The 24,324-nt window shown below is 70.0% G+C and carries 32 protein-coding genes, 2 other RNA genes and 1 pseudogene; 17 read left to right on the top strand and 18 right to left on the bottom strand.

The window, feature by feature from the left end:
• Positions 1 to 70 precede the first annotated feature (70 nt).
• The 3 genes from mtaB to ACOFKS_RS07850 are packed head-to-tail and all read left to right on the top strand — an operon-like array spanning position 71 to position 2,996.
• Positions 71 to 1,381 carry a tRNA (N(6)-L-threonylcarbamoyladenosine(37)-C(2))-methylthiotransferase MtaB gene (mtaB, locus tag ACOFKS_RS07840; protein WP_419808676.1) on the top strand — a complete coding sequence of 437 codons (1,311 nt, stop codon included), beginning with the start codon at positions 71 to 73 and terminating at the stop codon, positions 1,379 to 1,381.
• Positions 1,378 to 2,313, top strand: a complete 936-nt coding sequence (ftsY, locus tag ACOFKS_RS07845; RefSeq protein ID WP_419808677.1) for a signal recognition particle-docking protein FtsY — start codon at positions 1,378 to 1,380, stop codon at positions 2,311 to 2,313. Before mtaB ends, ftsY begins: the two co-directional genes overlap by 4 nt.
• Positions 2,310 to 2,996 carry an inner membrane-spanning protein YciB gene (locus ACOFKS_RS07850; protein WP_419808678.1) on the top strand — a complete coding sequence of 229 codons (687 nt, stop codon included), beginning with the start codon at positions 2,310 to 2,312 and terminating at the stop codon, positions 2,994 to 2,996. The genes ftsY and ACOFKS_RS07850 overlap by 4 nt, the downstream gene beginning before the upstream one ends.
• Positions 2,997 to 2,998: 2 nt before the next feature.
• Here ACOFKS_RS07850 and ACOFKS_RS07855 read toward each other — a convergent pair whose 3' ends face one another.
• Complete coding sequence (locus tag ACOFKS_RS07855; RefSeq protein ID WP_419808679.1) at positions 2,999 to 3,601, bottom strand: superoxide dismutase; 603 nt, start codon at positions 3,599 to 3,601, stop codon at positions 2,999 to 3,001.
• Between the two features lie 64 nt (positions 3,602 to 3,665).
• Complete coding sequence (gene pspF / locus ACOFKS_RS07860; protein WP_419808680.1) at positions 3,666 to 4,676, bottom strand: phage shock protein operon transcriptional activator; 1,011 nt, start codon at positions 4,674 to 4,676, stop codon at positions 3,666 to 3,668.
• 254 nt (positions 4,677 to 4,930) lie between these two features.
• Here pspF and ACOFKS_RS07865 point away from each other — a divergent pair, with 254 nt between their 5' ends.
• The 10 genes from ACOFKS_RS07865 (at position 4,931) to ACOFKS_RS07910 (ending at position 8,575) form a co-directional block, all read left to right on the top strand.
• On the top strand, positions 4,931 to 5,068 hold the full coding sequence (locus ACOFKS_RS07865; protein ID WP_419808681.1) for a hypothetical protein: 138 nt from the start codon (positions 4,931 to 4,933) through the stop codon (positions 5,066 to 5,068).
• An 89-nt stretch (positions 5,069 to 5,157) separates the two neighbouring features.
• Positions 5,158 to 5,832, top strand: a complete 675-nt coding sequence (gene pspA, locus ACOFKS_RS07870) for a phage shock protein PspA (RefSeq protein ID WP_419808682.1) — start codon at positions 5,158 to 5,160, stop codon at positions 5,830 to 5,832.
• A gap of 1 nt (position 5,833) precedes the next feature.
• Positions 5,834 to 6,142 carry an envelope stress response membrane protein PspB gene (pspB, locus tag ACOFKS_RS07875; protein WP_419808683.1) on the top strand — a complete coding sequence of 103 codons (309 nt, stop codon included), beginning with the start codon at positions 5,834 to 5,836 and terminating at the stop codon, positions 6,140 to 6,142.
• A 1-nt stretch (position 6,143) separates the two neighbouring features.
• A complete protein-coding gene (gene pspC / locus ACOFKS_RS07880) occupies positions 6,144 to 6,524 on the top strand; it encodes an envelope stress response membrane protein PspC (protein ID WP_419808684.1) in 381 nt (126 codons plus the stop codon).
• Positions 6,525 to 6,578: 54 nt separating this feature from the next.
• Positions 6,579 to 6,872 carry a hypothetical protein gene (locus tag ACOFKS_RS07885; RefSeq protein ID WP_419808726.1) on the top strand — a complete coding sequence of 98 codons (294 nt, stop codon included), beginning with the start codon at positions 6,579 to 6,581 and terminating at the stop codon, positions 6,870 to 6,872.
• A gap of 25 nt (positions 6,873 to 6,897) precedes the next feature.
• Positions 6,898 to 7,188: a hypothetical protein gene (locus ACOFKS_RS07890; RefSeq protein ID WP_419808685.1), complete on the top strand. Its 291-nt coding sequence runs from the start codon at positions 6,898 to 6,900 to the stop codon at positions 7,186 to 7,188.
• A 10-nt stretch (positions 7,189 to 7,198) separates the two neighbouring features.
• A complete protein-coding gene (locus ACOFKS_RS07895) occupies positions 7,199 to 7,465 on the top strand; it encodes a hypothetical protein (RefSeq protein ID WP_419808686.1) in 267 nt (88 codons plus the stop codon).
• 15 nt (positions 7,466 to 7,480) lie between these two features.
• The gene (locus tag ACOFKS_RS07900; protein ID WP_419808687.1) at positions 7,481 to 7,717 is read left to right on the top strand and encodes a hypothetical protein; all 237 of its coding nucleotides are present in this window, start codon (positions 7,481 to 7,483) and stop codon (positions 7,715 to 7,717) included.
• A gap of 10 nt (positions 7,718 to 7,727) precedes the next feature.
• Positions 7,728 to 7,964: a hypothetical protein gene (locus ACOFKS_RS07905; protein WP_419808688.1), complete on the top strand. Its 237-nt coding sequence runs from the start codon at positions 7,728 to 7,730 to the stop codon at positions 7,962 to 7,964.
• A 200-nt stretch (positions 7,965 to 8,164) separates the two neighbouring features.
• The gene (locus ACOFKS_RS07910) at positions 8,165 to 8,575 is read left to right on the top strand and encodes a SufE family protein (RefSeq protein WP_419808689.1); all 411 of its coding nucleotides are present in this window, start codon (positions 8,165 to 8,167) and stop codon (positions 8,573 to 8,575) included.
• Positions 8,576 to 8,798: 223 nt separating this feature from the next.
• Here ACOFKS_RS07910 and ACOFKS_RS07915 read toward each other — a convergent pair whose 3' ends face one another.
• From ACOFKS_RS07915 to ACOFKS_RS07960, 10 genes are all read right to left on the bottom strand, one after another.
• The gene (locus ACOFKS_RS07915; RefSeq protein WP_419808690.1) at positions 8,799 to 9,329 is read right to left on the bottom strand and encodes a J domain-containing protein; all 531 of its coding nucleotides are present in this window, start codon (positions 9,327 to 9,329) and stop codon (positions 8,799 to 8,801) included.
• A gap of 204 nt (positions 9,330 to 9,533) precedes the next feature.
• An RNA gene (gene rnpB / locus ACOFKS_RS07920) (RNase P RNA component class A) lies at positions 9,534 to 9,918 on the bottom strand.
• Between the two features lie 10 nt (positions 9,919 to 9,928).
• The gene (locus ACOFKS_RS07925; RefSeq protein ID WP_419808691.1) at positions 9,929 to 10,612 is read right to left on the bottom strand and encodes an N-acetylmuramoyl-L-alanine amidase; all 684 of its coding nucleotides are present in this window, start codon (positions 10,610 to 10,612) and stop codon (positions 9,929 to 9,931) included.
• A gap of 38 nt (positions 10,613 to 10,650) precedes the next feature.
• On the bottom strand, positions 10,651 to 11,493 hold the full coding sequence (locus ACOFKS_RS07930) for a CheR family methyltransferase (RefSeq protein WP_419808692.1): 843 nt from the start codon (positions 11,491 to 11,493) through the stop codon (positions 10,651 to 10,653).
• Entirely contained in the window at positions 11,490 to 12,563 is a 1,074-nt protein-coding gene (locus ACOFKS_RS07935; RefSeq protein WP_419808693.1) for a chemotaxis protein CheB, read from the bottom strand. Before ACOFKS_RS07935 ends, ACOFKS_RS07930 begins: the two co-directional genes overlap by 4 nt.
• Positions 12,564 to 12,575: 12 nt before the next feature.
• A complete protein-coding gene (locus ACOFKS_RS07940; RefSeq protein ID WP_419808694.1) occupies positions 12,576 to 12,938 on the bottom strand; it encodes a response regulator in 363 nt (120 codons plus the stop codon).
• Between the two features lie 62 nt (positions 12,939 to 13,000).
• Positions 13,001 to 13,435, bottom strand: coding sequence for a chemotaxis protein CheW (locus ACOFKS_RS07945; RefSeq protein ID WP_419808695.1), 435 nt, complete (start codon positions 13,433 to 13,435; stop codon positions 13,001 to 13,003).
• 4 nt (positions 13,436 to 13,439) lie between these two features.
• Positions 13,440 to 15,728: a chemotaxis protein CheA gene (locus ACOFKS_RS07950; RefSeq protein ID WP_419808696.1), complete on the bottom strand. Its 2,289-nt coding sequence runs from the start codon at positions 15,726 to 15,728 to the stop codon at positions 13,440 to 13,442.
• A 119-nt stretch (positions 15,729 to 15,847) separates the two neighbouring features.
• Positions 15,848 to 16,501 carry a histidine phosphotransferase family protein gene (locus tag ACOFKS_RS07955; protein ID WP_419808697.1) on the bottom strand — a complete coding sequence of 218 codons (654 nt, stop codon included), beginning with the start codon at positions 16,499 to 16,501 and terminating at the stop codon, positions 15,848 to 15,850.
• A gap of 61 nt (positions 16,502 to 16,562) precedes the next feature.
• Positions 16,563 to 16,967 carry a Mov34/MPN/PAD-1 family protein gene (locus ACOFKS_RS07960; RefSeq protein ID WP_419808698.1) on the bottom strand — a complete coding sequence of 135 codons (405 nt, stop codon included), beginning with the start codon at positions 16,965 to 16,967 and terminating at the stop codon, positions 16,563 to 16,565.
• A 19-nt stretch (positions 16,968 to 16,986) separates the two neighbouring features.
• Between ACOFKS_RS07960 and ACOFKS_RS07965 the strand changes: the two genes are divergently transcribed.
• The 4 genes from ACOFKS_RS07965 (at position 16,987) to mtgA (ending at position 20,197) form a co-directional block, all read left to right on the top strand.
• A complete protein-coding gene (locus ACOFKS_RS07965; RefSeq protein ID WP_419808727.1) occupies positions 16,987 to 17,922 on the top strand; it encodes an RluA family pseudouridine synthase in 936 nt (311 codons plus the stop codon).
• A 58-nt stretch (positions 17,923 to 17,980) separates the two neighbouring features.
• Entirely contained in the window at positions 17,981 to 18,886 is a 906-nt protein-coding gene (gene rpoH / locus ACOFKS_RS07970; RefSeq protein ID WP_419808699.1) for an RNA polymerase sigma factor RpoH, read from the top strand.
• A gap of 121 nt (positions 18,887 to 19,007) precedes the next feature.
• Positions 19,008 to 19,523 (top strand): hypothetical protein, encoded by a 516-nt coding sequence (locus tag ACOFKS_RS07975; RefSeq protein WP_419808700.1) that lies wholly within the window; start codon positions 19,008 to 19,010, stop codon positions 19,521 to 19,523.
• The gene (gene mtgA, locus ACOFKS_RS07980) at positions 19,523 to 20,197 is read left to right on the top strand and encodes a monofunctional biosynthetic peptidoglycan transglycosylase (RefSeq protein ID WP_419808728.1); all 675 of its coding nucleotides are present in this window, start codon (positions 19,523 to 19,525) and stop codon (positions 20,195 to 20,197) included. The genes ACOFKS_RS07975 and mtgA overlap by 1 nt, the downstream gene beginning before the upstream one ends.
• A gap of 134 nt (positions 20,198 to 20,331) precedes the next feature.
• Here mtgA and ACOFKS_RS07985 read toward each other — a convergent pair whose 3' ends face one another.
• From ACOFKS_RS07985 to ACOFKS_RS08010, 6 genes and pseudogenes are all read right to left on the bottom strand, one after another.
• On the bottom strand, positions 20,332 to 20,655 hold the full coding sequence (locus ACOFKS_RS07985) for a YbaB/EbfC family nucleoid-associated protein (RefSeq protein ID WP_419808701.1): 324 nt from the start codon (positions 20,653 to 20,655) through the stop codon (positions 20,332 to 20,334).
• 45 nt (positions 20,656 to 20,700) lie between these two features.
• On the bottom strand, positions 20,701 to 22,338 hold the full coding sequence (locus ACOFKS_RS07990; protein ID WP_419808702.1) for a DNA polymerase III subunit gamma/tau: 1,638 nt from the start codon (positions 22,336 to 22,338) through the stop codon (positions 20,701 to 20,703).
• 261 nt (positions 22,339 to 22,599) lie between these two features.
• An RNA gene (ffs, locus tag ACOFKS_RS07995) (signal recognition particle sRNA small type) lies at positions 22,600 to 22,694 on the bottom strand.
• A gap of 84 nt (positions 22,695 to 22,778) precedes the next feature.
• Entirely contained in the window at positions 22,779 to 23,042 is a 264-nt protein-coding gene (locus tag ACOFKS_RS08000) for a hypothetical protein (protein ID WP_419808703.1), read from the bottom strand.
• A gap of 106 nt (positions 23,043 to 23,148) precedes the next feature.
• A complete protein-coding gene (locus ACOFKS_RS08005) occupies positions 23,149 to 23,451 on the bottom strand; it encodes a 2Fe-2S iron-sulfur cluster-binding protein (protein ID WP_419808704.1) in 303 nt (100 codons plus the stop codon).
• Positions 23,448 to 24,324: pseudogene (locus tag ACOFKS_RS08010) on the bottom strand (cysteine desulfurase family protein); the annotation flags it as partial. The gene ACOFKS_RS08005 and the pseudogene ACOFKS_RS08010, both read right to left, overlap by 4 nt.

A 24,324-nucleotide genomic window follows, 5' to 3' on the forward strand; every position in this document is an offset into this window, starting at 1 on the left:
CAACCGCCGCGCCGGGTGGCGGTCACGCGGCGCGTGACTTGGGCGCGGCACCCCCCTAAGTCGCGCGGCCATGACCGGGCCGGAGATCGTCACGCTGGGCTGCCGCCTGAACCTCGCCGAGAGCGAGGCGATCCGGGCGATGCTGACCGGACGCGACGCCGTGGTGGTAAACAGTTGCGCGGTGACGGGCGAGGCGGTCAAGCAGACGCGCGTTGCGATCCGGCGGGCGCGGCGGGCACGACCGGGCGCCGAGCTGATCGTCACGGGCTGTGCCGCGACGATCGACGCGGCGGGGTTCGCGGCGATGCCGGAGGTCGATCGCGTGGTGCCGAACGCGGCCAAGACGCTGCCGGCGAGCTGGGGCGCCCTCGCCGCGCCGCTGCCACGGTTCCGCGATCACGCCCGCGCGTTCGTGCCGGTGCAGAACGGCTGCGATCACGCCTGCACCTTCTGCATCATCCCGCAGGGGCGCGGCGCCAGCCGGTCGGTGCCGGTCGCGCAAGTGGTCGCGCGCGTCGCCGGACTGGTCGCGGCGGGGCATCGCGAGGTGGTGCTGACCGGGGTCGACGTGACGAGCTATGGTCCGGACCTGCCGGGCGCGCCGACGCTGGGGCAGTTGTGCGAGGCGTTGCTGGCGGTGCCGGGGCTGGCGCGGTTGCGGCTGTCGTCGATCGACGGGCATGAGGTCGATCCGGTGCTGTTCGAGCTGCTGGCGAGCGAGGCGCGGATGATGCCGCATGTCCACCTGTCGCTACAGGCGGGCAACGACCTGGTGCTCAAGCGGATGCGGCGGCGGCACAGCCGCGCCGAGGCGGTGGCGCTGGTGTCGCGGTTGAGGGCGCGGCGCGACGTGGCGGTCGGCGCGGACCTGATCGCGGGCTTCCCGACCGAGACGGAGGCGATGTTCGCCGACACGGCCGCGCTGCTGGACGATTGCGACATCGTCCACGCGCATATCTTTCCGTTCTCCCCGCGCGAAGGCACGCCGGCGGCGCGGATGCCGCAGGTCGCGCCTGAAGTGCGGCGCGCGCGGGCGGCGCGGCTGCGTGAGGCGGCGGCGGGGCGGAAGGCGCGGTGGCTGCAAGGACTGATCGGAACGGTGCAGGAGATCGTGGTGGAGAAACCCGGCGACCGGGGACACACGCCTCAATTCGCCGAGGTGCGGGTGCCTGACTCCGTCGCCGGCGACATCGTGTCGGTTCGGGTCATGGGCGTCGCGGACGGCGTGCTGCTGTCCTCTCGTCACCCGCGCGCAGGCGGGAGCGCATGTCCCTCGCTCCCGTTCATCGTCCACGCTGTCGAAATGGGTCCCCGCTTTCGCGGGGATGACGGCGGGGCCGAAGGAGCCGCGCTGCACGTCGCCGAGGCATGCGCCGCATGACCGACGATCGTTCCTGGCACGACAAGCTGCTCGGCGGGTTTCGGCGGACGTCGGACCGGCTGGTCGGCAATCTCGCCGGGCTGGGCGCCGGACGGCTGACCGACGAGCAGCTCGACGAGATCGAGGAGGCGCTGATCGCGTCCGATCTGGGGCCGGAGATGGCGGCGCGGATCAGGCGGCGGCTGGTCGAGGTCGGCGTCGAGCGGAACATGGAGGAACTCGGCGTCCGGCTCGTCGTCGCCGAGGAGGTCGAGCGTGCGCTCGCCAGAGTCGCCAAGCCGCTGGAGATCGAGGCGTTTCCGCGGCCGCAGGTGATCCTGGTGATCGGCGTCAACGGCTCGGGCAAGACGACGACGATCGCCAAGCTGGCGCATCTGTTCGCCGAGCAGGACTACGGCGTCATGCTGGCGGCGGGCGACACCTTCCGCGCTGCCGCGATCGGGCAGCTCGCGACCTGGGCGGAGCGCGCGGGCGTGCCGCTGGTTTCGGGCAAGGAAGGCGGCGACGCGGCGGGCATCGTCTATGAGGCGGTCAAGCAGGCGACCGCGACCGGCATCGACGTGCTGATCGTCGACACCGCCGGGCGGTTGCAGAACAAGCGCGAGCTGATGGACGAGTTGGCGAAGATCAAGCGCGTGCTGGGGCGGCTCAATCCGGCGAGTCCGCACGACGTCGTGCTGGTGCTGGATGCGACGACCGGACAGAACGCGCTCAACCAGATCGAGGTATTCCGCGATCTGGCGGGCGTAACCGGGCTGGTGATGACCAAGCTGGACGGCACGGCGCGCGGCGGCGTGCTGGTCGCGGCGGCGGAGAAATACGGGCTGCCGGTCCACGCGATCGGCGTCGGCGAGGGGATGGGCGACCTGCGCCCGTTCGACCCGCGCGAGGTGAGCCGGATCGTGGCCGGGGTGGAGCGAGTACAGAAGTGACCGAGAAACCACGCGCAACCCCGCCGATGATGCGGATGGCGATCGATTACGGCCCTTTGCTGGTGTTCTTTCTGGTGACGTTCGCGGCGCCGTCGGAATGGTGCCGGACGCTGGTCGCGCATTTCACCCGGTCGCTGGACGACCTGACGCGGGTCGAGGCGTTGCTGGTGGCGCGGGTGATCGTCGCGACGTCGCTGTTCACGGTCGCGACGGTGATCGCGGTGATCTATTCGCAGGTGAAGCTACGGCACGTCTCGCCGATGCTGCTGATCTCTGCGGCGCTGGTGCTGGTCTTCGGCGGGCTGACGATCTATTTCCACGACCCCAAGTTCATCCAGATGAAGCCGACGTTCGTCTATGCCATTCTGGCGGCGGTGCTTGGGTTCGGGCTGGTGACGGGACGGCCGTTGCTGGAGGGGCTGCTCGGCATGGCCTATCCGGGGCTGTCGGCGGCGGGATGGCGACAGCTGACGATCAACTGGGCGGTGTTCTTCGCCGGACTCGCGGTCGCCAACGAGCTCGCGCGCGCGCTGTTGAGCTTCGATGCGTGGGTGCTGTTCAAGTTTCCGGGCTGTACGATCGTCACCGTCGCCTTTGCGGTGGCGAACGTGCCGATGTTGATGCGGCACGGACTGGCAGTCGACGAGGAAGAGGCGGCAGCCGAACAGCTGCCGCCCGAATAGCCTCAGGCGTCGAAACGCTTGCCGGCCTCGTCCCAGTTGACGATGTCCCACCAGGCCTTGAGATAGCCGGGACGATCGTTCTTGTACGTCAGGTAATAGGCGTGCTCCCAGACGTCGTTGCCCAGGATCGGCGTGCCCGGCTCCTTGGCGTCGTCCATCAGGGGGTTGTCCTGATTGGGCGTCGAGGTGATCTTCAGCGCGCCGGACGCATCCTTGATGATCCACGCCCAGCCGGAGCCGAACTGACCGACGCCCTTCGCGTTGAAGTCTTCCTTCAACTTGTCGAGGCCGCCATAGGTGTCGATCGCATCCTTGAGCGCGCCCGACGGCGAAGACGAACCCTTGGGACCCATGATCTTCCAGAAGAAGTCATGGTTCCAATAGCCGCCACCGTTATTACGGACAAGCGGCGGCAGCGACGAGATCATGCCGAGGATGTCCTCGATCGACTTGCCGTCCAGCTTCGGATCGGCGGCGACGCCTTCGTTGAGCTTGTCGGTATAGGCCTTGTGGTGCTTGTCGTGGTGGAAGGTCATCGTCTCCTTCGAGATGACCGGCTCCAGCGCATCGTAGTCGTAGGGCAGCGGGGGCAGTTCGAACGCCATGGGGTCCTCCTAGCGGGGTTCAGGAAGGGTAACGCGGGGGTCGCCCGAACGCTCCCGCGCGCCGTTACGCAACCGTTCCAATCAGGTCGTGGCGGCGGAGCGCGTGGCGGAACTGGTCGTAGGTCAGGCCGAGCGCCTGCGCGGCGTGGCGCTGGTTGTAGCGGCTTTCGGCCAAAGCGCGGGTCAGGAGATGGCGTTCGTGGGTGGCGACGCTGGTCTTGAAATCGGCGGTTTCCGGAACGGGCGATGGTGAGGGTGCGGACTCCGATGGTGGCGCAGGTGCCGCGTGGGCGCGGGGTCGATGGGGCGATGCGAACGGGTCGAGCTCGATCGTGTCGACCGGCCCCTCCCCTTCCCACCGATAGACCGCGCGCTCGACGACGTTGCGGAGCTCGCGGACGTTGCCGGGCCAGTCGTGGCGGCGCAGTTCCTCGACGGCGGCGGCGGTGAAGCCGGGCCAACGGCGCCAGCCGATCTCCGACGCCATCCGCCGCGCGAAATGCTCGGCCAGCACCTCGATGTCGCCGGCGCGCGCGCGGAGCGGCGGCAGCGTCACGACCTCGAACGACAGGCGGTCGAGCAGGTCGGCGCGAAAGGTGCTGGCGGCGACGCGGTCGGGCAGATGCTCGTTGGTCGCGGCGACGATGCGGACGTCGACGCGGATCGGACGCGATGCGCCGATACGGGTGACCTCGCCATATTCGACCGCGCGGAGCAGCCGGTCCTGCGCCGCCATCGACAGCGTGCCCAGCTCGTCGAGGAACAGCGTGCCGCCGTCCGCCTCCTCGAAGCGGCCGACCCGCGCCTTGGTGGCGCCGGTGAAGGAGCCGGCCTCGTGCCCGAACAGCTCGGCCTCGATCAGCGTCTCCGGCAGCGCGGCGCAGTTCATCACCACCAGCGGATGGTCCCAGCGCGGCGACAGGCGGTGGAGGCGTTCGGCGACCAGCTCCTTGCCGGTGCCGCGTTCGCCGATCACCAGCACGGGCCGATCGAGCGCGGCGGCGCGGCTGGCACGCTCCAGCGTGTCCAGGAAAGCGCCGGATTGACCGACGAACTGGGTGGTGCGTTCCTGCATATGCCAAGCTGTGGCGTAGATTGCTGAGGGTTGGCAAGGGTGGCAGCGGTGTTTTATTTGAGTGAGGCAGTGGCTGTATGAGGGGTGAGTAGCGCCTACAACCGGCTAAGCTATTGATTTCGCTATGGGCGATGGGTCCCCGCGTTCGCGGGGATGACGACATTTTCAGCCGTGAGCCGGTTGGCACGGGGGGTGCAAAGACCTCGGCAACGCCGCTTCGAGCGGCTTCCAACCAGACCAAGGGAGTTCACGCCATGACCAATCTGAGCCTCGGCCGCCACATCGCCGCCATCGCCGCCACGCTGCTGGTCAGCACCGCCTGCGTGATCGGCGCGGTCGGCCCGGCCACCGCGGGTCAGTCGGCGCCGATGGCGACGGTCGTCCGCGCATGATAATGGAAACGGTGAGAGGGGATTTTGGCGACCCCCGCCCCACGCGCCTGCCACTGGCGGCGCCGCCGACATTGAGGAGCAGCTGGACCATGAGCATCTTTTCCCGGACCCGCGACATCGTCGCGGCCAACATGGCGGACCTGCTCGAAAAGGCGGAAGACCCCGCCAAGATGATCCGCATGATCATCGCCGAGATGGAGGACACGCTGGTCGAGGTCCGCGCGTCCGCCGCGCGCACCATCGCCGACCAGAAGGAGATGCGCCGCCACATCACCAAGCTGGACGGGCTGCAGCACAGCTGGACCGAAAAGGCCGAGCTGGCGCTGAGCAAGGACCGCGAGGACCTGGCCAAGGCGGCGCTGGTCGAGCGGCAGAAGGCGGCGGACATGGCCGACCAGCTGCGGGTCGAGATCGGCGTCCTGGACGATGCGCTGCGCGCGTCGGAAGAGGACATCGCCAAGTTGCAGGGCAAGCTGCGCGAGGCGCGGACCAAGCAGGCCAGCGTCCAGACGCGGCTGGAAAGCGCCAACAACCGCTTCCGCCTGCGCGAGATGTATGCCGGGCCGAAGACGCAGGAGGCCTTCAGCCGCTTCGATCAGCTGGAGCGCCGCGTCGACGACGCCGAGGGCCGCGCGGAAGCGATGGGCCTGGGCAGCGTCAAGACGCTGGACGAGGAGATCGCCGAGCTGCGTCAGTCGGACAAGGTCGACGCGGAATTGGCGGCGCTGAAGGCGCGGATCGCCGGCAACACCGGGGAGCGCTGAGATGGAAGACATCATCGGCATCCTGGTCGGCGGCCTGGCGATCGTCACCCTGTTCATAGGCCTGCCGTGGCTGATCCTGCACTATGTCACCAAGTGGAAGCAGGCGCCCAAGATCACGGTCGAGGACGAGAACCTGCTCGACGAGATGTTCGTCCTCGCCCGCCGGCTGGAAGATCGCCTGCAGACCGTCGAGCGGATCGCCGCCGCCGATCATCCCGACTGGAAACCGGGGCTAAACCCGCCCGCCGCCGACTGGCAGCCCGGCGTCACCGCCCCCTCCCCCACCTTCTCGCTCGACCGGAGGAATTGAGATGTCCGCGCGCCGCACGAAGTTCTACCTCGATTGCGAGAACGCCAAGTGGAAGGGCGTGTGTTCGGGGATGGCGGATTATACCGGGGTTGACGTGCTCTGGGTCCGCCTGGGGGTCGCCGCGATGACGATCCTGGCCGGGCAATGGTGGATCGTCCTGGCCTATTTCATCATCGCCTGGGTGGCGGAGGCCACGCCGAGCGGGCTGTATCAGGACGCCGGCGACGCCAAGTTCTGGCAGGGCGTGCGGTCTAATCCGAAGCGCTCGTCGTCCGAGGTCCGGTCGCGGCTGCGCGACGTCGATCGCCGGCTGGCCGACATCGAGACGCTGTACACCAGCCGCAACAGCCAGCTGGCGAGCGAGATCGACAGCCTGCGCTGAGCGTCGGTCGGGCCTGCTGCAACACATCATCGAAAGGGTTTGGCGGTGTCGGATTTGAGTTTCCTCGTGCCGATCGGGATCGTGACGGCGGTAATGGCGCGCGGCGCCTTCACCACCTGGGTCAAGGCCAAGCATGGCTATCCGATCGAGGACAAGCGCAGCCGGCGCGAACGTCGCGACGGCCATGGTGAGACGCTGGTGGACAGCCGCAAGGTCGCGCTGCTGACCGGCGAGAACGAGCGGCTGCACGGCCAGGTCGGACGGCTGGAAGAGCGGATCGCGGTGCTGGAACGGATCGTCACCGACCCCGCCGAGCGCACCGCCCGCGAGATCGACGCGCTGCGCTGACCCCACGACATCGAGGAATGCGGACATGAACTGGAACGGACCGGAATTCGTCATTGCGCTGGTCGCGATCTCGACGATCGGCTGGGTGGTGAACAACTGGATCAGGGCGCGTCACGGCTATGCCCCGACGGACGATTGGGGAAAGGTAACGCCCGAGGACGGGGTCGAGGCGACGCGCAAGGTCGCGCTGCTGACCGGCGAGAACGAGCGGCTGCACGGGCAGGTCGGGCGGCTGGAGGAGCGGATCGCGGTGCTGGAACGGATCGCCACCGATCCCGCGACGCGCACCGCCCGCGAGATCGACTCGCTGCGCTGAGGGAGACGACATGGACGCGAACATCATCCCGATCCTGGCGCTGTCGATCCCGGTGATCGCCATCATCGGCGGCGTCGTGGTGCAGCCGCTCATCAAGCTGAAGCAGCGACAGCTGGAGTTGCAGGCGGAGCATACCGCCGAAAAGGCGGCGCAATATGCCGCGCACACCGAGCGGCTGGAGCAGCGGGTACGCGTGCTGGAGCGGATCGCGACCGATCGCGGCACCGATCTGGCGCATGAGATCGAGCGGCTCCGCGACGAGCGACCGCAGGTTTGAGGAAGGAAGACCGACGTGCTGTTCTGGGATGCCATGGTCCTGATCGTGCTGATCGCCGCCGTCGTGCTGGTGCTGCTGATGCGGCAGCGCGGGAGCGCGCATGCGGCGGGGAGCGACACGGCCGACCTCGCCCGCTCGCGCGCGGAGATCGACGAACTTAAGGCGCGCATCCAGGTGCTGGAGCGCGTCGTGACCGACACGCATGGCAGCCACCAGCTCGACGCGGACATCGAGCGGCTGCGCGATCGCTGAGGAGGTAGAGATGACCGACCCTTATGTGACGATGACGCTGTCCGCCGCCGGGCTGACCGGGCTGGCGATGGTGACCGCGGCCGGGCTGGCGGGCTGGCGCGGGTGGCTGCAGCTGAAGCGGTCGGAGCTGGACCGGGGACAGGTGGCCGACGTGATGCCCGCGGGCGCAGGGGCCAGGATCGAGATCGCGGACCTGCGCGAGCGGATCCGGAAGCTGGAGGCGATCGCGGCCGGGGTGGAGCTGTAGCGCCGGCGCGCACGCGCGTAGCGGAGCAGCGCGCGAGACGCGCAAGCTCGGCCGGGCTCGGCATCGCCGGACTTCGACGTCACGGCACGGCTTTGCCGCGACGGCCATGAAGCCTCTACCGCTGATCGTCGACTTCCGCGGAGGCCGAAGAAGCGGAAGCTCGGGATGACGGGGTCGCGTTTCGCGGCTACCTGCATCTGATGGCCTCTCCCCTCTCCGACATCAGCGACGAATATGCCTTTCTCGACCCCGACGACCGATACCGCCTGTTGATCGACCTAGGGCGCGGGCTGGAGCCGATGCCGGCAGCGCTGAAGACGGAGGCGACGCTGGTGCGGGGGTGTTCGGCGTCCGTGTGGATCTATCCCACGCGCGCCGAGGACGGCGCGCTGCATTTCCTGGCGGACAGCAATGCGGCGATCACCAAGGGGCTGGTGGCGCTGGTGCTCGCGGCGGTGCAGGATCGCGCGCCCGCGGCGATCCTGGCCACTGACATCGAAGGCGAACTGGCGCCGTTCGAGCTGCAACGCGCGCTGAGCAGCAACCGCACGCAGGGGCTGCCCAACATGATCGCGCTGATCCGGGAAACGGCGGGGCGGCTGGCGGCGTAGGCGTCGGGTCGAGCGACCCGTCATCCCCCGAAAGCGGGAATGCATCGCCCCTGCCGGCTTCGATCGTGCGCGCGTGAGTGTTCCGCGACCGTCGGGCGATAGGTCCCCGCTTTCGCGGGGATGACGAAGGAGCGCGGGGATGACGAACGAGCGCGGGGATGACGTAGGAGCGCGGGACTGACGGAGGAGCGGGAATGTTGGATCGGGGTCGTCGGACCCCGCCCTACCCCGCCCTCGCCTCCTCGGCGGCCCTCAGCACCTCCCAGGCGGTCTGGATCTGCTGGAACCGGGTCGCCGCCGTCGGGTCGTTCGGGGCGACGTCGGGGTGATTCTCCTTGGCCAGCCGTCGCCATGCCGCGCGCGCATCCTCGAGGCCGGCGTCGCTTTCCAGCCCGAGCGCGTCGAGCGCGCGCATCTCGTCGCGGCTGCGGGTGCCGTCGCCGGGCCCTCCCCAGGCATAGTATTTGGCGTTGCTGTAGCCGTCCTGCGTCTGGCGGTCGGCCGCCTCTCGCTCGGCGGCTTCCTCGGCGGACAAGCCCTCGAAGTAGTTCCAGCCGCGGTTATACTCGGCGGCGTGTTCGGTGCAGAAATACCAGCGGTCGGGGCTGTTGGGCGATTTCGGCGCGGGGCAGTCGCCGGGGGCGGTGCAACCGTGGCGATCGCACAGCCGCACCTGCGTCGTCTCGCGCCCGGAGCCGTAGCCACGCCAGCGGGGGAAGCCCCAGTCGTTCGAGCGCGAGGGGGTGCGAGCCATCGAGGGGCAGATAGGGGCTAAGTCGCCGGGTCGGAAGCCGTCATGCGCGTAAATCACGTGACGATCGGCTGTCGGCGAGCGATCCGGACGGGCGCACTCGGGCAGAGCCCGAGCGACGTCGACGCTTGGCTGCGCCCGAGCCCGGCCGGCCCGATGCGTGCCTGACGGCACCGGCGCGTAGCTGTCGCTACGCGCCTCGCAGCGGGCGCCAGAAGGTCTGTAAGCCGGGTTCTGTCCACCGGCGAACCGGATGGGCGACCATTCCTCTAGGCTTGCCGTCGCCGACAAGCTCAAGCGACCAACCCGGACGTCGGGTGGAAACACACCCCGAAACCCGAAGGCCCCATGACGTCCCTATTCGGTCTTGCTCCCGGTGGGGTTTGCCGTGCCGCCCCTGTCACCAGGCGCGCGGTGCGCTCTTACCGCACCCTTTCACCCTTGCGCCGCCGAAGCGGTGCGCGGTCTGCTCTCTGTGGCACTGTCCCTGGGGTCGCCCCCGGCGGGCGTTACCCGCCACCGTCGTTCCGTGGAGCCCGGACTTTCCTCGCCCCCGAAACAGGTCCGGGGCCGCGGTCGCCCGACCTTCTGACCGACCCTCCTTAGTCTTCCCCTTCCGGCTTGGGAAGCAGCAGCGCGAGCAGGATCATCCGGCATTCGGCATCCATCTCGCCGTCGATCAGCTCGGGGCGGAAGCGGCGCTGGAAGGCGACGATGGCGGCCATCGGCTCGGTCACGTCATAGCCGAACCGCTCCAGCGCGAGCAGGAAGCCGGCGCCGGTCCATTGCGGGTCGAGCAGGCGCTTGGTCGGGCGCGGCAGCGCCAGGCGCAGGCGCGCGAGCCGAGCCCACGGGAACAGCTCGCCGGGATCGCGCTTGCGGGTGGGCGCGATGTCCGAATGGCCGACCACGTTGCCGCGGGTGATGGCGTGGCGATCCTTGATCTCTGCGACGAGCGGCACCAGCGCCTCGATCTGCGCGTCCGGGAAGGGGCGGTAGCCGAACTCGTGGCCGGGATTGACGATCTCGATGCCGACGCTGGCCGAGTTGACGTCGGTCACCCCGCGCCAGTGCGCGCGGCCGGCGTGCCAGGCGCGGCGGTGCTCGTCGACCAGCGTGTGGACGCTGCCGTCCTCGTCGACCAGATAGTGGGACGACACCTTGGCGACGGGATCGCACAGTCGCGCGATCGCCTCGCCGGCGGTCTGCATCCCCGTATAGTGGAGGACGATCATCGACACCGGCGCGGTGCGCTCGTCGTGGTTGGGCGAGGGCGTCGCGATCATCGCGCTGCCGTGCCCCGCGACCGCCGGGTTGTAAACCGCTACGCCGCCAGCGCGTCGGCGACGTCCGTGCGGGCGTAGAGACCGCGTAGCGAGCGGCTCGGCGCGAACAGGCTGGTCTGGCCGATCACCGTCTCCCCCGCCCCCATCGCGAGCAGTCCACCCGGCCGCAACGCGCCCGCCAGCTTGTCGAACGCAACCGCCTTCGCGCGGGGCGAGAGGTAGAGCATGACGTTGCGGCAGAGCACCAGGTCGAAACGGCCGGCGGGCGCGGCGTCGGCGAGCAGGTTCATGCGACGGTAAGAGACGTGGCGGACGAGGTCTGGCCTGGCGATCCAGTCGCCGTCGGGGGCACCGTCGAACCATTGCATCAGGCGGCGGATCGGCAGTCCGCGCTGCGCCTCGAACTGCGTGTAGCGGCCGGCGCGGGCGCGGGTGAGCGCGGTTTCCGACACGTCGCTCGCGACGATCTCCGGCATCGCGGCGCCGCTCTCCTTCGCGCGTTCGGCGAACATCATGGCGAGCGACAGCGGCTCCTGCCCCGTCGCGCAGCCGGCGCTCCAGATGCGTGCGCGGCGGCCGTCCGCCTCGGCGGCACGGACCGCTTCCAGCATCAGATCGAACACGGCGGCGTCGCGGAAGAAGCTGGTTTCGCCGTTGACCAGCGCGTCGACGACCTGATCGGCGACCTGCGCCTCCTGGCCGTCGAGCAGCAGCGCCACCAGCTCGTCGAGCGAGGCGAGGCCGCGTTGCTTGAGCAAGGGCTTCAACGCGACGTCGAGCCGCCACGAGCGGTACGATGCGAGCTGCTGACCGGTGCGCGCTTCCAGCAGCGCGGTCAGGACGCTGACGACGGCGGGCGACAGCGGCGGCTGGGCGGTCATCGGCGGCGCTCCACCAGCAGGCGGCCGATCGCGTCGGGCGGCAGCACGGCCGCGGCGATCCCCTGCTGCGCGACGGCACCCGGCATGCCCCAGATCACCGAGCTGGCCTCATCCTGCACCACCACCGCGCCGCCCGCCTGCGCGAGCGCGCGGGCGCCGTCGGCACCGTCGCGACCCATGCCGCTCAGCACCACGGCGGTGGCGCGCGCACCATAGGTCGCCGCGACGCTGGCGAGCATGACGTCGACCGACGGCATGCAGCCGGTGGCGGACGGCTCGCGCGACAGACGGATGCTGGCACCATCGTCGGCGAGCGGCACGACGCGGACATGCGCGTCGCCGGGCGCGACCACGATACGGCCAGGACGGATGCGGAGGTGGTCGGTAGCGACCTCGCAAGGGCGGCCCGCCAGCAGCGCGAGCTGCGCGGCGAAATAGGGCATGAACGTGGCCGGGAGATGCTGCGTGACCAGCACGGGGGTGCGAAAGGCGGCGGGCAGCTCGCGCAGGAGGCGGCTGAGCGCGTGAATGCCGCCGGTAGAGGCGCCGATCGCGACGAGATCGCACGCCCCGCCCTGCCAGCCGACCGGCGTCGTCGTCGGCTTCAGCGCCGGCCGCGGGGCGTGGACCGGCGCGTTCAGCCGGTCGAGCTTGTCGATCAGCGCGGTGCGGAAGGCGGTGGAGAGCGCGCCGGCCGCCGGTTTCACCAGCGTGTCGGCGGCGCCGAACGCCAGCGCCTGCACCGTCTGAACCGCGCCGTCGGCGGCGGCGGAGGAGACGATCAGGACGCGCGCCTGCCCACCGGCGGCGATCAGGTCCGGCAGGGCGGTGATGCCGTCCACGCCCGGCAGGTTGATGTCGAGCAGGATGTAGTCGACCGACGTGGTCGCCAGAAAGGCCAGCGCCGCCGCGACGGTCGGCACCGCGCCCACCACGGCATAGCGGTCGCTGGCATCGACCGCCTGGGCGATCACGGCGCGTGCCACGACCGAGTCGTCGACGATCAGGACGTGACCGGCGTGCAGACGGTCAGGAACGGACGCGAGTACGGATTGAGGGGCGGCGCTCACCGGGCGGTCGGATCAGGCGCCGACGATCTGGAGCTTGGATTCGAGCGTATCGCGATCGAACGGCTTCATGACATATTCGTCCGCTCCGGCCTCGATCGCGGCGCGGATGTGCGCCATGCCGTTCTCGGTGGTGCAGAACACGACCTTCGGGCGCGACGGGATGTCGGACACGCGCAGCGCGCGGAGGAAGTCCATGCCGCTCATCACCGGCATGTTCCAGTCGAGCAGGATCACGTCGGGTGCCGACACCAGACACTGGTCGAGCGCATCGCGCCCGTCGCAGGCTTCGCTGACCGAGAAGTCGAGCGTTTCGAGGATGTGCCGGGCGACCTTGCGGATCACCTTTGAATCATCGACGACGAGGCAGGTCTTCATGAGGGACGACTTTCGCGGAATGTGGCGATGCCGGGTGTAGGCGGCGAAGCGTTTGCGTCGCGTTAAGCCGCGCGCGCGGGCTCGTTCGCGACGCCGGACAGCAGGCCGGGCAGATCGATGACGAGCACCGGCTCGCCGTCGCGCTCGATCAGCGCGGTGCCCGCCGCGGACCAGCCGCGCCGCAACCTCAGGCCGGCGAGCGGCAGGCGGGCGAACGGGGCGACATCCTCCAGCGCGTCGACGAGGACGGCGTAGTGGTGGCCGTCGAGCCGGGTGATGATCGCCCGGCGCGCGCTGTCGGGGGTCGGATCGAGGCCCAGCGCGACGCCGGTATCGATCACCGTCACGACCCGGCTGCGAAGCGCGGCCAGTCCCCTGACGGCGCGCTCCGCACCGGGCACCGGCACGCACTCGCCGAGATCGACGACCGACTCCACCTGCCCGGCGGGCACGGCCACGACGCGGCCGGCGACCTGGGCGATCAGGAACAGCTCCATGCGATCAAGCTCCCGCGAGGCGGCTGGCGACGGCGGCGATCACGCCGGCGCGATCGTAGCGATAGATGCTGCCCTGCGGACCGGCGGCTTCGCGGCGAAGGTGGACGACGTTGTCGTTGGACGCCGAGGACGGCAAGCCGTCGCTCATCACCAGCGTCACCGCCGCCGCCTCGCCGGGCGCGAGCCGCGTCGCGCAGCGGTAGCCGACGCCTTCGAGCGCGGGCTTGAGGAAGGTCTCCATCCACCCCGAGCCGTCGCACGACAACAGGCAGAGCGGGCGGCGCGCGGCGACGGTGCCGCCGTCGCCGAACAGGCTCAGCGCGTCGATCAGCTCGACCGGCTCGCCGGCGATCATGGCGACGCCGGCGATCGCGCCATCACCGGCCGGTGCGATGTCGAGCGGCAGGGTGACGATCTCGATGGGCTCGGCGATCGCATAGGCGACCTCGCTTGCGCCGTCGTTGAGGCGAAGCACCGCGACCGCCGTCCGCTCGCCGAAGCCGGCGACGGCATGCAGCGGCACGGAGCGATCGCCGAGCGACAGGCGGCGGCGTCCGCCGGTGACCGCGATCGCGTCGGTCGCCACCGTCTCCACCCGATCGACGGCGGCGAGCGCGATCAGACGGCGCTGGCCGTCCAGATCCTCGAACAGCAGCGCCGACAGGCCCGTCCCGGTTTCGGTCGCCGGTTCTTCCTCCTGTGTGTCGTGCTTCTCGAACCGGAGCGCCGCCGCCGTCGCCAGTCCGGCGCAGTCGAGCAGCAGCATCGGCCGGCCGCTGTCGGGCAGCGTCATGCCGGCATAGAATCCGGTCGCCATCACCGCAGGCGAGGCGGGCTTCACCACCAGCTCCTCGGTGTCGAGCACGGCATCGACCGCCAGCACGTAGTCGCCGTCGCGCGTCGAGACGATCGCCAGCGTGTCGGCGCCACCGGCGCCCTCGACGCCGATCAGCTCGGCCAGCGACAACAGCGGCAACCGCCGCCCGCGCACGGTCGCGACCGGCGCGTCACCCAGCGTATCCAGCCGGACGGAGGCGCCGTTGGCGGTGACGATCTCCTCCACCGACTGACGCGGCAGGGCAAAATGCTGCGCTCCCACCTGGACGACGACGGTGGCGATGATCGACAGGGTGAGCGGCACGCTGATCGCGATCGCCAGCCCCTGGCCGGGCCGGTTACGCAGCTCGACGCGACCGCCGATCTGCTCGATATTGGCGCGGACCACGTCCATGCCGACGCCGCGTCCCGATACCGACGACACCGCATCGCGGCTCGACAGGCCGGGCTCGAAGACGAGGTCCAGCCGCTGGGCGTCGGTCAGCACCGCGACCTGGGTCTCGGTGCGGAGCCGGTTGGCCACCGCCTTGGCGACGACGCGGTCGACATCGATGCCACGGCCGTCGTCGACGATCTCGATGACGATCTGATTGCCCGACTGACGTGCGGACATGCACAGGTGACCGGCCTCGCGCTTGCCCGCGGCGCGTCGCTCGGCCGGACTTTCCAGCCCGTGATCGACGGCGTTGCGGATGATGTGGACCAGCGGATCGCGCATCAGCTCGATCATCTCGCGGTCGAGCTCGACGTCGGCACCCTCGACCGTCAGCGTGACCGCCTTGCCCAGCTCGGCGGCGGTGTCGCGGACGATGCGCGGCACGGCGGCGAACAGCGCTTCGACCCGCTGCATGCGGGTGCGGGTGACGGCATCGCGCATGTCGGCGACGGTGAGCGACAGCCGCTCCAGCGCGGCTTCGGCGCGGGGATCGAGGTCGTGGACGCGGACGCAGCGGGCGAGCTCGTTGCGGGCGAGCACCATGTCGGACATGCCGCTCATCATCCGGTCGAGCAGGTCGACGCCGAGCCGGATCGTCCGGCTGGCGGCTCGCGGCGCACCGGGCGTGGCGGCGAGGGCGGCGGCAGGCGCGGCGTCTTCGGCGAGTGCGGCGATGAGGAACTCGTCCGAGCTGTCGTCCAGCGCGGTGCCCGCGTCGATGGCTTCGACCAGCTCGCCGATGCGGTCGACGATGGCGAGCACCGCGTTGACCAGCGCCGCGTCGGGAGCACGGGCGCCGTCGCGGGCGGCGGCGAGCACGTCCTCCGCGGCGTGGCTGAGCCGGGCGAGGCGCGGCAGGTCGAGAAAGCCGCAGGAGCCCTTCACGGTGTGGACGAAGCGGAAGATCGCGTCGAGGCGGGTACGGTCGGTCGGGTCCGACTCCCACGCGATCACCTCGCCGCTGAGCGCTTCGAGCGTCTCGCGGGTCTCGGCGATGAAGTCTTGCAGCAACTCGTCCATTGCGGGCGGCTATGGCGCGGAACTGGTAAAGAGCGGGTTTAGGGACGGGGCCTGCGCGGCGGCACGGCCTTACGGTTGGTCGGGTTCGCCCACGCGACCCGCCGGCCCGCAGGCGTGGATCAGCCGGACGTCGGCGGCTGCCACGCCGCGCCGAACAGCATCACGTTGTCGCCCGGTTCCGACACCTGCACCGAACCGGCGAGCGTATGGATCAGGAGGGCGGCGGCGACGCGCGGGGTGACGGCTTCGTCGCCCTCGCCATCGCTCAGCGTGCGGCGGATGTCGGGGTCGAGGATGACGCGCGGCCCCTCGGCGCGAACGACGATCTCGACCTGTCCGCCGTTCTCCTCGCCGCCCACTTCGCCACCGATGTCGAGCCGGCCGCCCCGGACCAGGGCGTCGCCGGCGATCATGGCGAGGTTGAGGAGGACCTTGGCGGCGGGCTTGGGCAGCGTGTCGGCCTCGACCAGCCAGCCCAGCTCGACCTTGCGGCCGCTCGACAGCAAGCCCTCGATGGCGGCGCGGCATTCGCGGGCGTCGACCTGCTCGCCGAAGCCGCCGGCGGCCCCGAACGCGAGACGGAAGAATTTGAGCTTGTTGGCGGAAGTCTTGGCACTCTCCGACAGCAGGTCGAGGCAACGCTGACGCATCGCCGGATCGGTCTCGTCCGCGAGCAGCTCCAGCCCGTTGTTGAGCGCGCCGACGGGGGAAAGCAGGTCGTGGCACAGGCGCGAGCAGAGCAGGCTGGCGAAGTCGGCAGGGGTGATGGGCATGGCGGCGTTGTGACGGGTGAGAGTCGCGGGCGCAAGCGGGGCTCGGTCAAGGGAGTGACGATCAGGGTGCGATCCGCAGCGCGACCTCGCCGAAGCGGCCGTGGATCGCACCCTGCTCGACCGCCCGGAACAGCCGCGCCTCGCCGCCGCCGACGATCAGCCACAGCCAGCCGTTCGGCGCCGCGTCGGCGGCGTCGCGCGGCGACGGCTCGGGGTGGCCGCTGGGGTGCGAGTGGTAGCAGCCGATCATCGCCACGCCCCCTGCCCTCTGCCCGCGATGCGCGGCGATCAGCGCGGCCGGGTCGATCTCGAAGCGGCGGCGCGGATCGGCGGCGACGTTGCGGGTCGGCCGGGCGTCGTCGATCGCGCCTGCGTCGCCGAACAGCAGGCCGCATATCTCGTCGGGCGAGGCGCTCGCGTCGGCGACGATCCGTGCCAGCAACTCGCTTGAAATCCGCACCGTCATGCCCACCTTCGTAGCACGAATGGACCGGGGGGTTGCCATCATCGAAGCGACGATCGCGCCCGCTGCCGACGGCTGGCGGCTGGATCGTGCGCTCGCCGATGCCGCGCCGACGCTGTCGCGCGAGCGGTTGAAGGTGCTCATCAACGCCGGGCAGGTCAGCCGCGACGGGCTGGCGATGCGCGATCCCGCCAAGCGCGCGGTCGCGGGCGACGTGTTCGCGGTGGCGGTGCCCTCACCGACCCCGGCGCATAACGAGGCGCAGGAGATCGCGTTCGACGTCGCGTTCGAGGACGAGCATCTGATCGTGATCGACAAGCCGGCGGGGCTGGTCGTCCATCCCGCCGCCGGCAATCTGGACGGGACGCTGGTCAACGCGCTGCTCCATCACTGCCGGGGCTCGCTGTCCGGGATCGGCGGCGTGGCGCGGCCGGGGATCGTGCATCGGATCGACAAGGATACGTCGGGGCTGATGGTCGCGGCCAAGACCGATCGGGCGCACGAGGGGCTGGCGAAGCAGTTCGCCGACCACAGCATCGACCGGCGCTACATGGCGATCACGCGCGGCAAGCCGACGCCGTCCGCCGGCATCGTCGATGCGCCGCTGGCGCGATCGCCCGCCAATCGCAAGAAGGTCGCGGTCGTGGCTGGCGGCAAGCGGGCGGTGACGCATTATCGCACGCTGGAGCCGTTGACGGGCGCGGCGCTGGTCGAATGTCGGCTGGAGACCGGACGGACGCATCAGGTGCGCGTCCACATGGCGTCGCTGGGCCATCCACTGATCGGCGACCAGGTCTATGGCGGGCGGCATCCGGTGGCGGATAGAATTGCTTTCCGGCGTCAGGCCTTGCATGCGGCGCGACTGGGGTTCACGCATCCGATCACCGGGGCAACCCAGGTGTTCGAGAGCGCGATGCCCGCCGACATGCAGGAACTGTTCAGGGCGCTTCTCGTATAGGATACACTCCGTTTCGCTGCAGTGCGGGAAACGCGACGGATTAGGGAGTTCTTGGATCATGGCAAAAAGCGGCAATCTCCCGGCGACGATCCCGGCACTCGGCACCGAGGCGGGGCTGAACCGCTATCTGGCGGAGATCAAGAAATTCCCGCTGCTCCAGCCCGAGCAGGAATATATGCTCGCCAAGCGGTTCTCCGAACATGGCGATCCTGACGCCGCCGCGCAGCTGGTGACCAGCCACCTGCGGCTCGTGGCGAAGATCGCGATGGGGTATCGCGGCTATGGCCTGCCGACGTCCGAGCTGATCTCCGAGGGCAATATCGGCCTGATGCAGGGCGTGAAGAAGTTCGAGCCCGATCGCGGCTTTCGCCTTGCGACCTATGCGATGTGGTGGATCAGGGCGTCGATCCAGGAGTACATCCTGCGGTCGTGGAGCCTGGTGAAGATGGGCACCACGGCGGCGCAGAAGAAGCTGTTCTTCAACCTGCGCCGGATGAAGTCGAAGCTCGACGCCTTCGAGGACGGCGACCTGTCCCCCGAGAACGTCCGCAAGATAGCGACCGACCTGGGCGTTCAGGAGGACGAGGTCGTGTCGATGAACCGGCGCATGGCGATGGGCGGCGACACGTCGCTCAACGTCCAGGTCGGCGAAGAGGGCGACGCGCAGTGGCAGGACTGGCTGAAGGACGACGGTCCGTTGCAGGACCATGTCGTCGCCGAGGCGCAGGAGGCGGACGTGCGCCACGGCATGCTGGTCGACGCGATGGACGACCTCAACGATCGCGAGAAGCATATCCTGACCGAGCGCCGACTGACCGACGATCCCAAGACGCTGGAAGAGCTGAGCCAGGTCTATGGCGTATCGCGCGAGCGGGTGCGCCAGATCGAGGTGCGCGCGTTCGAGAAGCTGCAAAAGGCAATGATGCGGCTGGCGGGGGAGAAGCGGCTGCTGGTCGCCGCGTAGCAGTGACCGAGGCCCCGGCGAGGCGGGTACGTCATCCGACCTCACCGCCGCCGCCGGACGGACTGGACAACGGCTCGCCCGCCTGTCTAGCCTGATCGCCGGACGAGGCGGGGACGGCGCGATGTGGCAGTGGGTGAAGGCGTGCAAGGGAGTGGCGCTGGTCGCGTTCTTCCTGCCGTGGATGACGGTGTCGTGCACCTCGACCGAGCTGATGCGGGCATCGGGATGGGACCTTGCGATCGGCAAGCCCAAGCTGTCGCCGGAACTGGCTCAGCTGGCGGGTGATCGCGCGATGCAGAGTGACGCGCACCTTAGCGTGTGGCTGCTGCTGGCGCTGGCGGCGATCGTCGTCGGGCTGATCGTGGCGTTCCGGCCGGCGCGGACGGGCGCGCCGGTGGTGGTGGCGACGTCGATCGCGGCGGTCGTGCTCGGCTGGGTCGGCACGCAGCGGCTGAGCACCGAGGCGATCGCCAAGGCTTCGGCGCGCGGTGGTCGGACGACCGGGCTGGACCGGGCGATGGCGGCGCAGATCCATGTCGACTGGCAATTCGGCGTCTGGCTCTGCCTGCTCGCGCTGATCGCGGCGGCGGTGCTGGCCGCGATGAGCCTGTCGCGGCGGAGCGGCGCGCTGCCGTGATCCGGCGGATCGGCCGGATCGCGCTGGTGGCGGGGCTGGGCTTCGTCCTGTTTTCGGTCGTGTGGGTGGGGCTGTACCGCTTCGTGCCGCCGCCGATCACCTGGACGATGTTGGGCGACGCGACCGCCGGCAACGGCGTCGCCAAGGAGTGGATGGGTCTGGATCGGATGGACCCCGACATGGCGCGCGCGGTCATCGCCGGGGAGGACGCGCGCTTCTGTTCGCACAACGGCTTCGACTGGCGCGGGATCGCGAGTGCCGCCTATCACAACGCGCAGGGCGGGCGCATCCGGGGCGGGTCGACGGTCAGCCAGCAGACGGCCAAGAACGTCTTCCTGTTCCAGGGCGGCGGCTATGTCCGCAAGGCGTTCGAGGCGTATTTCACGGTGCTGATCGAGACGCTGTGGGGCAAGCGGCGAATCATGGAAGTGTACCTCAACGTCGCCGAGACGGGGATCGGCACCTATGGCGCGAATGCGGGGGCGGAGCGGTATTTCGGGCACGACGCCTCGCATCTGTCGGCGGTCGAGGCGGGGCGGATCGCGGCGGTGCTGCCGCTGCCAAAGAAGCGCGCCGCCATCGCGCCGCACGGGTTCGTCCGACGGCATGGCGACCGGCTGGCGCGCTATGTGGGGGTGGTGCGGCGGAGCGGGTTGGATGCGTGTGTGAGGTAAATCCTCCCCGGGACGGGGAGGTGGCGCGCGGTGCAGCCGCGTGACGGAGGGGGCCCGCCTCCGGCGCAGCGCTCGCGGCGGGCCCCCTCCACCACCGCTTCGCGGCGGTCCCCCTCCCCGTGCCGGGGAGGATTTCAGAACGGCAATTTGAAGCCCGGCGGGAGCGGCAAGCCCGACGTCATCTTGCCCATCTCCTCGTTCGAGACGGTGTCCGCCTTCGCGCGCGCGTCGTTGAAGGCGGCGGCGAGGAGGTCCTCCAACATCTGCTTTTCCGACGGCTGCATCAGCGTGTCGTCGATGGCGATGCCGATGATGCGGCCTTTGGCGGACGCCTTGACCTTGACCAGCCCGCCGCCGGCGACGCCCTCGACCTCGATCGTGTCGAGCTTCGCCTGGGCGGTCTGCAGCTCGTTCTGGACGTTCTGCGCCATGGCGAGGATGTCGTCGATGTTCTTCATCTTCTACTCCGTTGAAGCTGGTCAGCCGCTGCGCTGGCCGGTCGTTCAGCCGCTGCGCTGGCCGGGCCAGGATTCCAGTTCCGCCTCTGGAAACGCATCAAACGCGGCTTTGACCGCAGACGTGGCGAGGATCGCCTGTTTGGCGGCGTCCTCCGCGATACGCTCGCGCTCGATCAGGGTCGGGGTGCCGGGCTGATCGGCGAAGCTGACGCGCCAGGCGCGACCGCTCAGCGTCTTCAGCGCCGCATTGAGGTCGGCGAGCGTGTCGGCCGACATCGGGCGGCTGCCGCTCAGCACCAGCATGGGCGGCGCGTAGTCGACCAGCCGCGCGCCGTGGCGGAGCCTCGCCACCAGCGCGGGGGAGTTGCCGTCGAGCGCCTCGACCAATGCCTCGAACGTCGCGGGGAACTCGGCGACGGGCGCGGCGGGTGCGACGGGCGCAGGTGCGGCCGGCGCAGGGGGCGCGGAGAGCTGGAGCGTGCCGCTCGCCAGCTGCTTCGCCAGCTCGCCGGGATCGGGCAGCGTCGAGGCGTGGATCGCGCGCAGCAGCGCCATTTCCGCCGCCTCGATCGGCAGCGCGGCGCGGCCGACCTCCTCATGCCCCTTGAGGAACAGCTGCCATAGCCGATGCAGCGCGGGGAACGACAGCGCGCCGGCCCACTCGGCGCGGGCGTCGCGTTCCTCGGCCGCCTGCGACGGATCGGGCGGGGTGCCGACCTTGGCGAGCGTGACGCCGTGCACCGTCTCCAGCAGCGCGCGCAGCACCGACAGCGGATCGACGCCGAGGTCGTATTGCCGACGGAGCAGCTCCAGCGCGTGCGGGCCGTTGCCGGTGAGCACGGCGGCGAACAGGTCGCGCACCGCGCCGCGATCGGACAGGCCGAGCATCTCGCGCACGGCGGCGGCGGTGACCGCCCCGTCCGTCTCCAGCCCGGCATGCGCGATCGCCTGATCGAGAATGGAAAGGCCGTCGCGCGCGGAGCCCTCCGCCGCGCGGGCGATCAGCGCCAGCGCCTCCGGCTCCGCGGCGACCTGTTCCTCGCCGCAGACCCAGGCGAAATGCGCCGCCAGCTTGTCGGCGGTGATGCGCCGCAGGTCGAAGCGCTGGCAGCGCGACAGGACGGTGATCGGCACCTTGTTCACCTCGGTCGTGGCGAACAGGAACTTGACGTGCGCGGGCGGCTCTTCGAGCGTCTTCAACAGCGCGTTGAAGGCGTTTTTCGAGAGCATGTGGACCTCGTCCACGATGTAGATCTTGTAGCGCGCCGACACCGCCGCATAGCGCGCGGCGTCGATGATCTCGCGGACGTCGTCGACGCCGGTATGCGACGCGGCGTCCATCTCGATCACATCGATGTGACGACCCTCGGCGATCGCGCGGCAGGGGTCGCAGACGCCGCACGGGTCGATCGTCGGGCCGCCCTGTTCGTCCGGGCCGATGCAGTTGAGCGCCTTGGCGATCAGGCGCGCGGTGGAGGTCTTGCCCACCCCGCGCACGCCGGTCATCAGAAAGGCATGCGCGAGCCGGTCGCGCTTGATCGCGTTGCCGAGCGTGGTGACCATCGCGTCCTGGCCGATCAGCTCGGCAAAGGTCTGCGGCCGGTATTTTCGCGCGAGGACGCGATAGGGGGTCGCCGCCTGCGGCTGCGGCGGTTCGTCGAGACCGAGCAGCGTGTCGGTCATTGCCGATCCCTTGTCGGGGTGCGGGGCTTCACGATCCTCACGGCACGCCGACGCAGGAAACGGGCCTCGCCCGGCGCACGGCGGCTGCTGGTGGAACAGAAGGTGATTCGGGTCACCCGATCAGTATGACAGGTGGCGGCGGTGGATGACAGGGTAATGCTCGGGAGGCCGGCCTGGTAGCGCGCTGCGGCGAAGCCCCGTCTTTGACGCTCGGCAGTCGAAGCCCGACCACCCGTGCCGACGTGGGAGCTAAAGGCTGTGCGGTGAGAGCCGGGACGACCCCGTGGCGAAATCGTTGTGGCTGCTGCCTTCCGGCCCTGACCAGGTTGGCGACGACCACGCCCGCCCGACTCTCGGCCGCGCATATGGCGGAGCCGGGCGGTGGGTTCAAGCCAGACCCGTCAGCGGCCCCTCCCCCGAATGGGAAGGGGCAGCCGGGATCAGCGGCGATAGACGGTGCGGCAGGCGCGGATCTTGCGGCCGTGATGATAGCGCACGGTGCAGACCCGGCGCGGGGCGCGGCGATAGCCATAGCCGCGATGGACGCTGGTGTGCTGGCGGACGACGACGCGGTCGTGCCGGACGGCCGGCGTGACGGTGCGCTCGCGGACGACGACGCGATCCTGTGCGGCAGCGGGGGCGACGACGGCGGTGAGGCCGGTGACGCCGACCAGGGCGGCGACGATGGCGGTGACGATCTTCATGACACTCTCCTTTGCGGTCGCGCCCTGCGGTGCAGGCACGCAAACTCGTTACACGCCCGTCATGGACGGGCAGTCGTGTAAACTTATGTTGCCGGCGCGAGTTCCGTCAGACGATGCGGATCGTCAGGCCGTCGAGCGCGTCGTCGAGTCGGATCTGGCAGGCGAGCCGGCTGGTGCGGGTCGCGGCATAGGCCAGGTCGAGCAGGTCTTCCTCCTCCTCGCTGGCGGGGGGAAGGCGTGCGAAGTCGGCGGCGTCGACGATGACGTGGCAGGTGGCACACGCCATGTCGCCGTCGCAGGTGCCCTCCAGCGGCTGGCCCGCGCGCTGGGCGGCGTCGAGGAGGCGCTCGCCGGGGGTGCCGCGCGCGGGCGTGACGCTGCCGTCGGCGGCGACGAAGCGGAGGTTCATGCGGTCTGCGCCCGTGCGGCGGCGTCGATGCGATCGATCGCCTCGGCCAGCTCGGCTTCCGTGGTGTAGCGGCCGAAACCGAGCCGAATCGAGGCGCGCGCCTCCGCGTCCGAAAGGCCGATGGCGCGCAGGACGTGGCTGGGGCGGCCGGAGCCGCTGGCGCAGGCGGAACCGGCCGAAAAGGCGAGGTCGCGGCAGTCGGACATCAGGCGCGCGACGTCGAGGCCAGGGCGGCGGATGTTGAGGTTGCCATGGTAGCGGGGAGCGGCGGCGCCGTTCACCCGCCATCCGCCGAGGACATCATTGGCGAGCGCGTACAGTCGCGACACATGATCGCTGTCGGCCTCACATCGCTCCTGCATCAGTCGCGCCGCGACGCCGAAGCCGGCGCACAGCGCGGGCGAGAGCGTGCCGGAGCGGCCACCCTCCTGATCGCCACCGTGGAGGAGGGGGGCGAGGTCGACGCCGTCGCGGAGCCAGAGTGCGCCGATGCCCTTCGGACCGTGGATCTTGTGCGCGGAGATGGCTGCGAGATCGACGTTGGCGGGGGATCGGCACGCGGCCATAGCCCTGCACGGCATCGCACAGGAACAGCGCGCCGGCGGCGTGGGCGAGGTCGGCGAGCGCGGCGATCGGCTGGATGACGCCGATCTCGTTGTTGACGAGCATCGCCGCGACGAGGCCGGTGCCGGGCGCGATCGCCATGGCCTCGACGTCGACGAGACCGTCCGGCCGGACGGGCAGGATCGTGACCGACCGCCCTGCCCTCGCTTCGGCGTCGACGGTGTCGAGCACGGCGGCATGCTCGGTCGCCAGCGTCGCGATCGGGCCGCTACTGCCCTTGATCGCCCAATTGAGCGCCTCCGTCGCGCC

The organism is Sphingomonas sp. (assembly GCF_965200135.1).
Taxonomy (GTDB): Bacteria; Pseudomonadota; Alphaproteobacteria; order Sphingomonadales; family Sphingomonadaceae; genus Sphingomonas.

Bases quoted from the DNA above. Each gene is read 5' to 3' on its own strand.
- ACOFKS_RS07895 (WP_419808686.1), top strand. From the start codon at position 7,199: ATGGACGCGAACATCATCCCGATCCTGGCGCTGTCGATCCCGGTGATC.
- ACOFKS_RS07945 (WP_419808695.1), bottom strand. From the start codon at position 13,435: ATGGAGCTGTTCCTGATCGCCCAGGTCGCCGGCCGCGTCGTGGCCGTG.
- ACOFKS_RS07950 (WP_419808696.1), bottom strand. From the start codon at position 15,728: ATGGACGAGTTGCTGCAAGACTTCATCGCCGAGACCCGCGAGACGCTC.
- ACOFKS_RS07955 (WP_419808697.1), bottom strand. From the start codon at position 16,501: ATGCCCATCACCCCTGCCGACTTCGCCAGCCTGCTCTGCTCGCGCCTG.
- ftsY (WP_419808677.1), top strand. From the start codon at position 1,378: ATGACCGACGATCGTTCCTGGCACGACAAGCTGCTCGGCGGGTTTCGG.
- ACOFKS_RS07915 (WP_419808690.1), bottom strand. From the start codon at position 9,329: ATGGCTCGCACCCCCTCGCGCTCGAACGACTGGGGCTTCCCCCGCTGG.
- ACOFKS_RS07960 (WP_419808698.1), bottom strand. From the start codon at position 16,967: ATGACGGTGCGGATTTCAAGCGAGTTGCTGGCACGGATCGTCGCCGAC.
- ACOFKS_RS07905 (WP_419808688.1), top strand. From the start codon at position 7,728: ATGACCGACCCTTATGTGACGATGACGCTGTCCGCCGCCGGGCTGACC.
- ACOFKS_RS07865 (WP_419808681.1), top strand. From the start codon at position 4,931: ATGACCAATCTGAGCCTCGGCCGCCACATCGCCGCCATCGCCGCCACG.
- ACOFKS_RS07965 (WP_419808727.1), top strand. From the start codon at position 16,987: ATGGACCGGGGGGTTGCCATCATCGAAGCGACGATCGCGCCCGCTGCC.
- pspF (WP_419808680.1), bottom strand. From the start codon at position 4,676: ATGCAGGAACGCACCACCCAGTTCGTCGGTCAATCCGGCGCTTTCCTG.
- ACOFKS_RS07890 (WP_419808685.1), top strand. From the start codon at position 6,898: ATGAACTGGAACGGACCGGAATTCGTCATTGCGCTGGTCGCGATCTCG.
- ACOFKS_RS07910 (WP_419808689.1), top strand. From the start codon at position 8,165: ATGGCCTCTCCCCTCTCCGACATCAGCGACGAATATGCCTTTCTCGAC.
- mtaB (WP_419808676.1), top strand. From the start codon at position 71: ATGACCGGGCCGGAGATCGTCACGCTGGGCTGCCGCCTGAACCTCGCC.
- ACOFKS_RS07985 (WP_419808701.1), bottom strand. From the start codon at position 20,655: ATGAAGAACATCGACGACATCCTCGCCATGGCGCAGAACGTCCAGAAC.
- pspA (WP_419808682.1), top strand. From the start codon at position 5,158: ATGAGCATCTTTTCCCGGACCCGCGACATCGTCGCGGCCAACATGGCG.
- ACOFKS_RS07925 (WP_419808691.1), bottom strand. From the start codon at position 10,612: ATGATCGCGACGCCCTCGCCCAACCACGACGAGCGCACCGCGCCGGTG.
- pspC (WP_419808684.1), top strand. From the start codon at position 6,144: ATGTCCGCGCGCCGCACGAAGTTCTACCTCGATTGCGAGAACGCCAAG.
- ACOFKS_RS07930 (WP_419808692.1), bottom strand. From the start codon at position 11,493: ATGACCGCCCAGCCGCCGCTGTCGCCCGCCGTCGTCAGCGTCCTGACC.
- ACOFKS_RS07855 (WP_419808679.1), bottom strand. From the start codon at position 3,601: ATGGCGTTCGAACTGCCCCCGCTGCCCTACGACTACGATGCGCTGGAG.
- pspB (WP_419808683.1), top strand. From the start codon at position 5,834: ATGGAAGACATCATCGGCATCCTGGTCGGCGGCCTGGCGATCGTCACC.
- ACOFKS_RS08000 (WP_419808703.1), bottom strand. From the start codon at position 23,042: ATGAAGATCGTCACCGCCATCGTCGCCGCCCTGGTCGGCGTCACCGGC.
- ACOFKS_RS07940 (WP_419808694.1), bottom strand. From the start codon at position 12,938: ATGAAGACCTGCCTCGTCGTCGATGATTCAAAGGTGATCCGCAAGGTC.
- ACOFKS_RS08005 (WP_419808704.1), bottom strand. From the start codon at position 23,451: ATGAACCTCCGCTTCGTCGCCGCCGACGGCAGCGTCACGCCCGCGCGC.
- ACOFKS_RS07990 (WP_419808702.1), bottom strand. From the start codon at position 22,338: ATGACCGACACGCTGCTCGGTCTCGACGAACCGCCGCAGCCGCAGGCG.
- ACOFKS_RS07975 (WP_419808700.1), top strand. From the start codon at position 19,008: ATGTGGCAGTGGGTGAAGGCGTGCAAGGGAGTGGCGCTGGTCGCGTTC.
- rpoH (WP_419808699.1), top strand. From the start codon at position 17,981: ATGGCAAAAAGCGGCAATCTCCCGGCGACGATCCCGGCACTCGGCACC.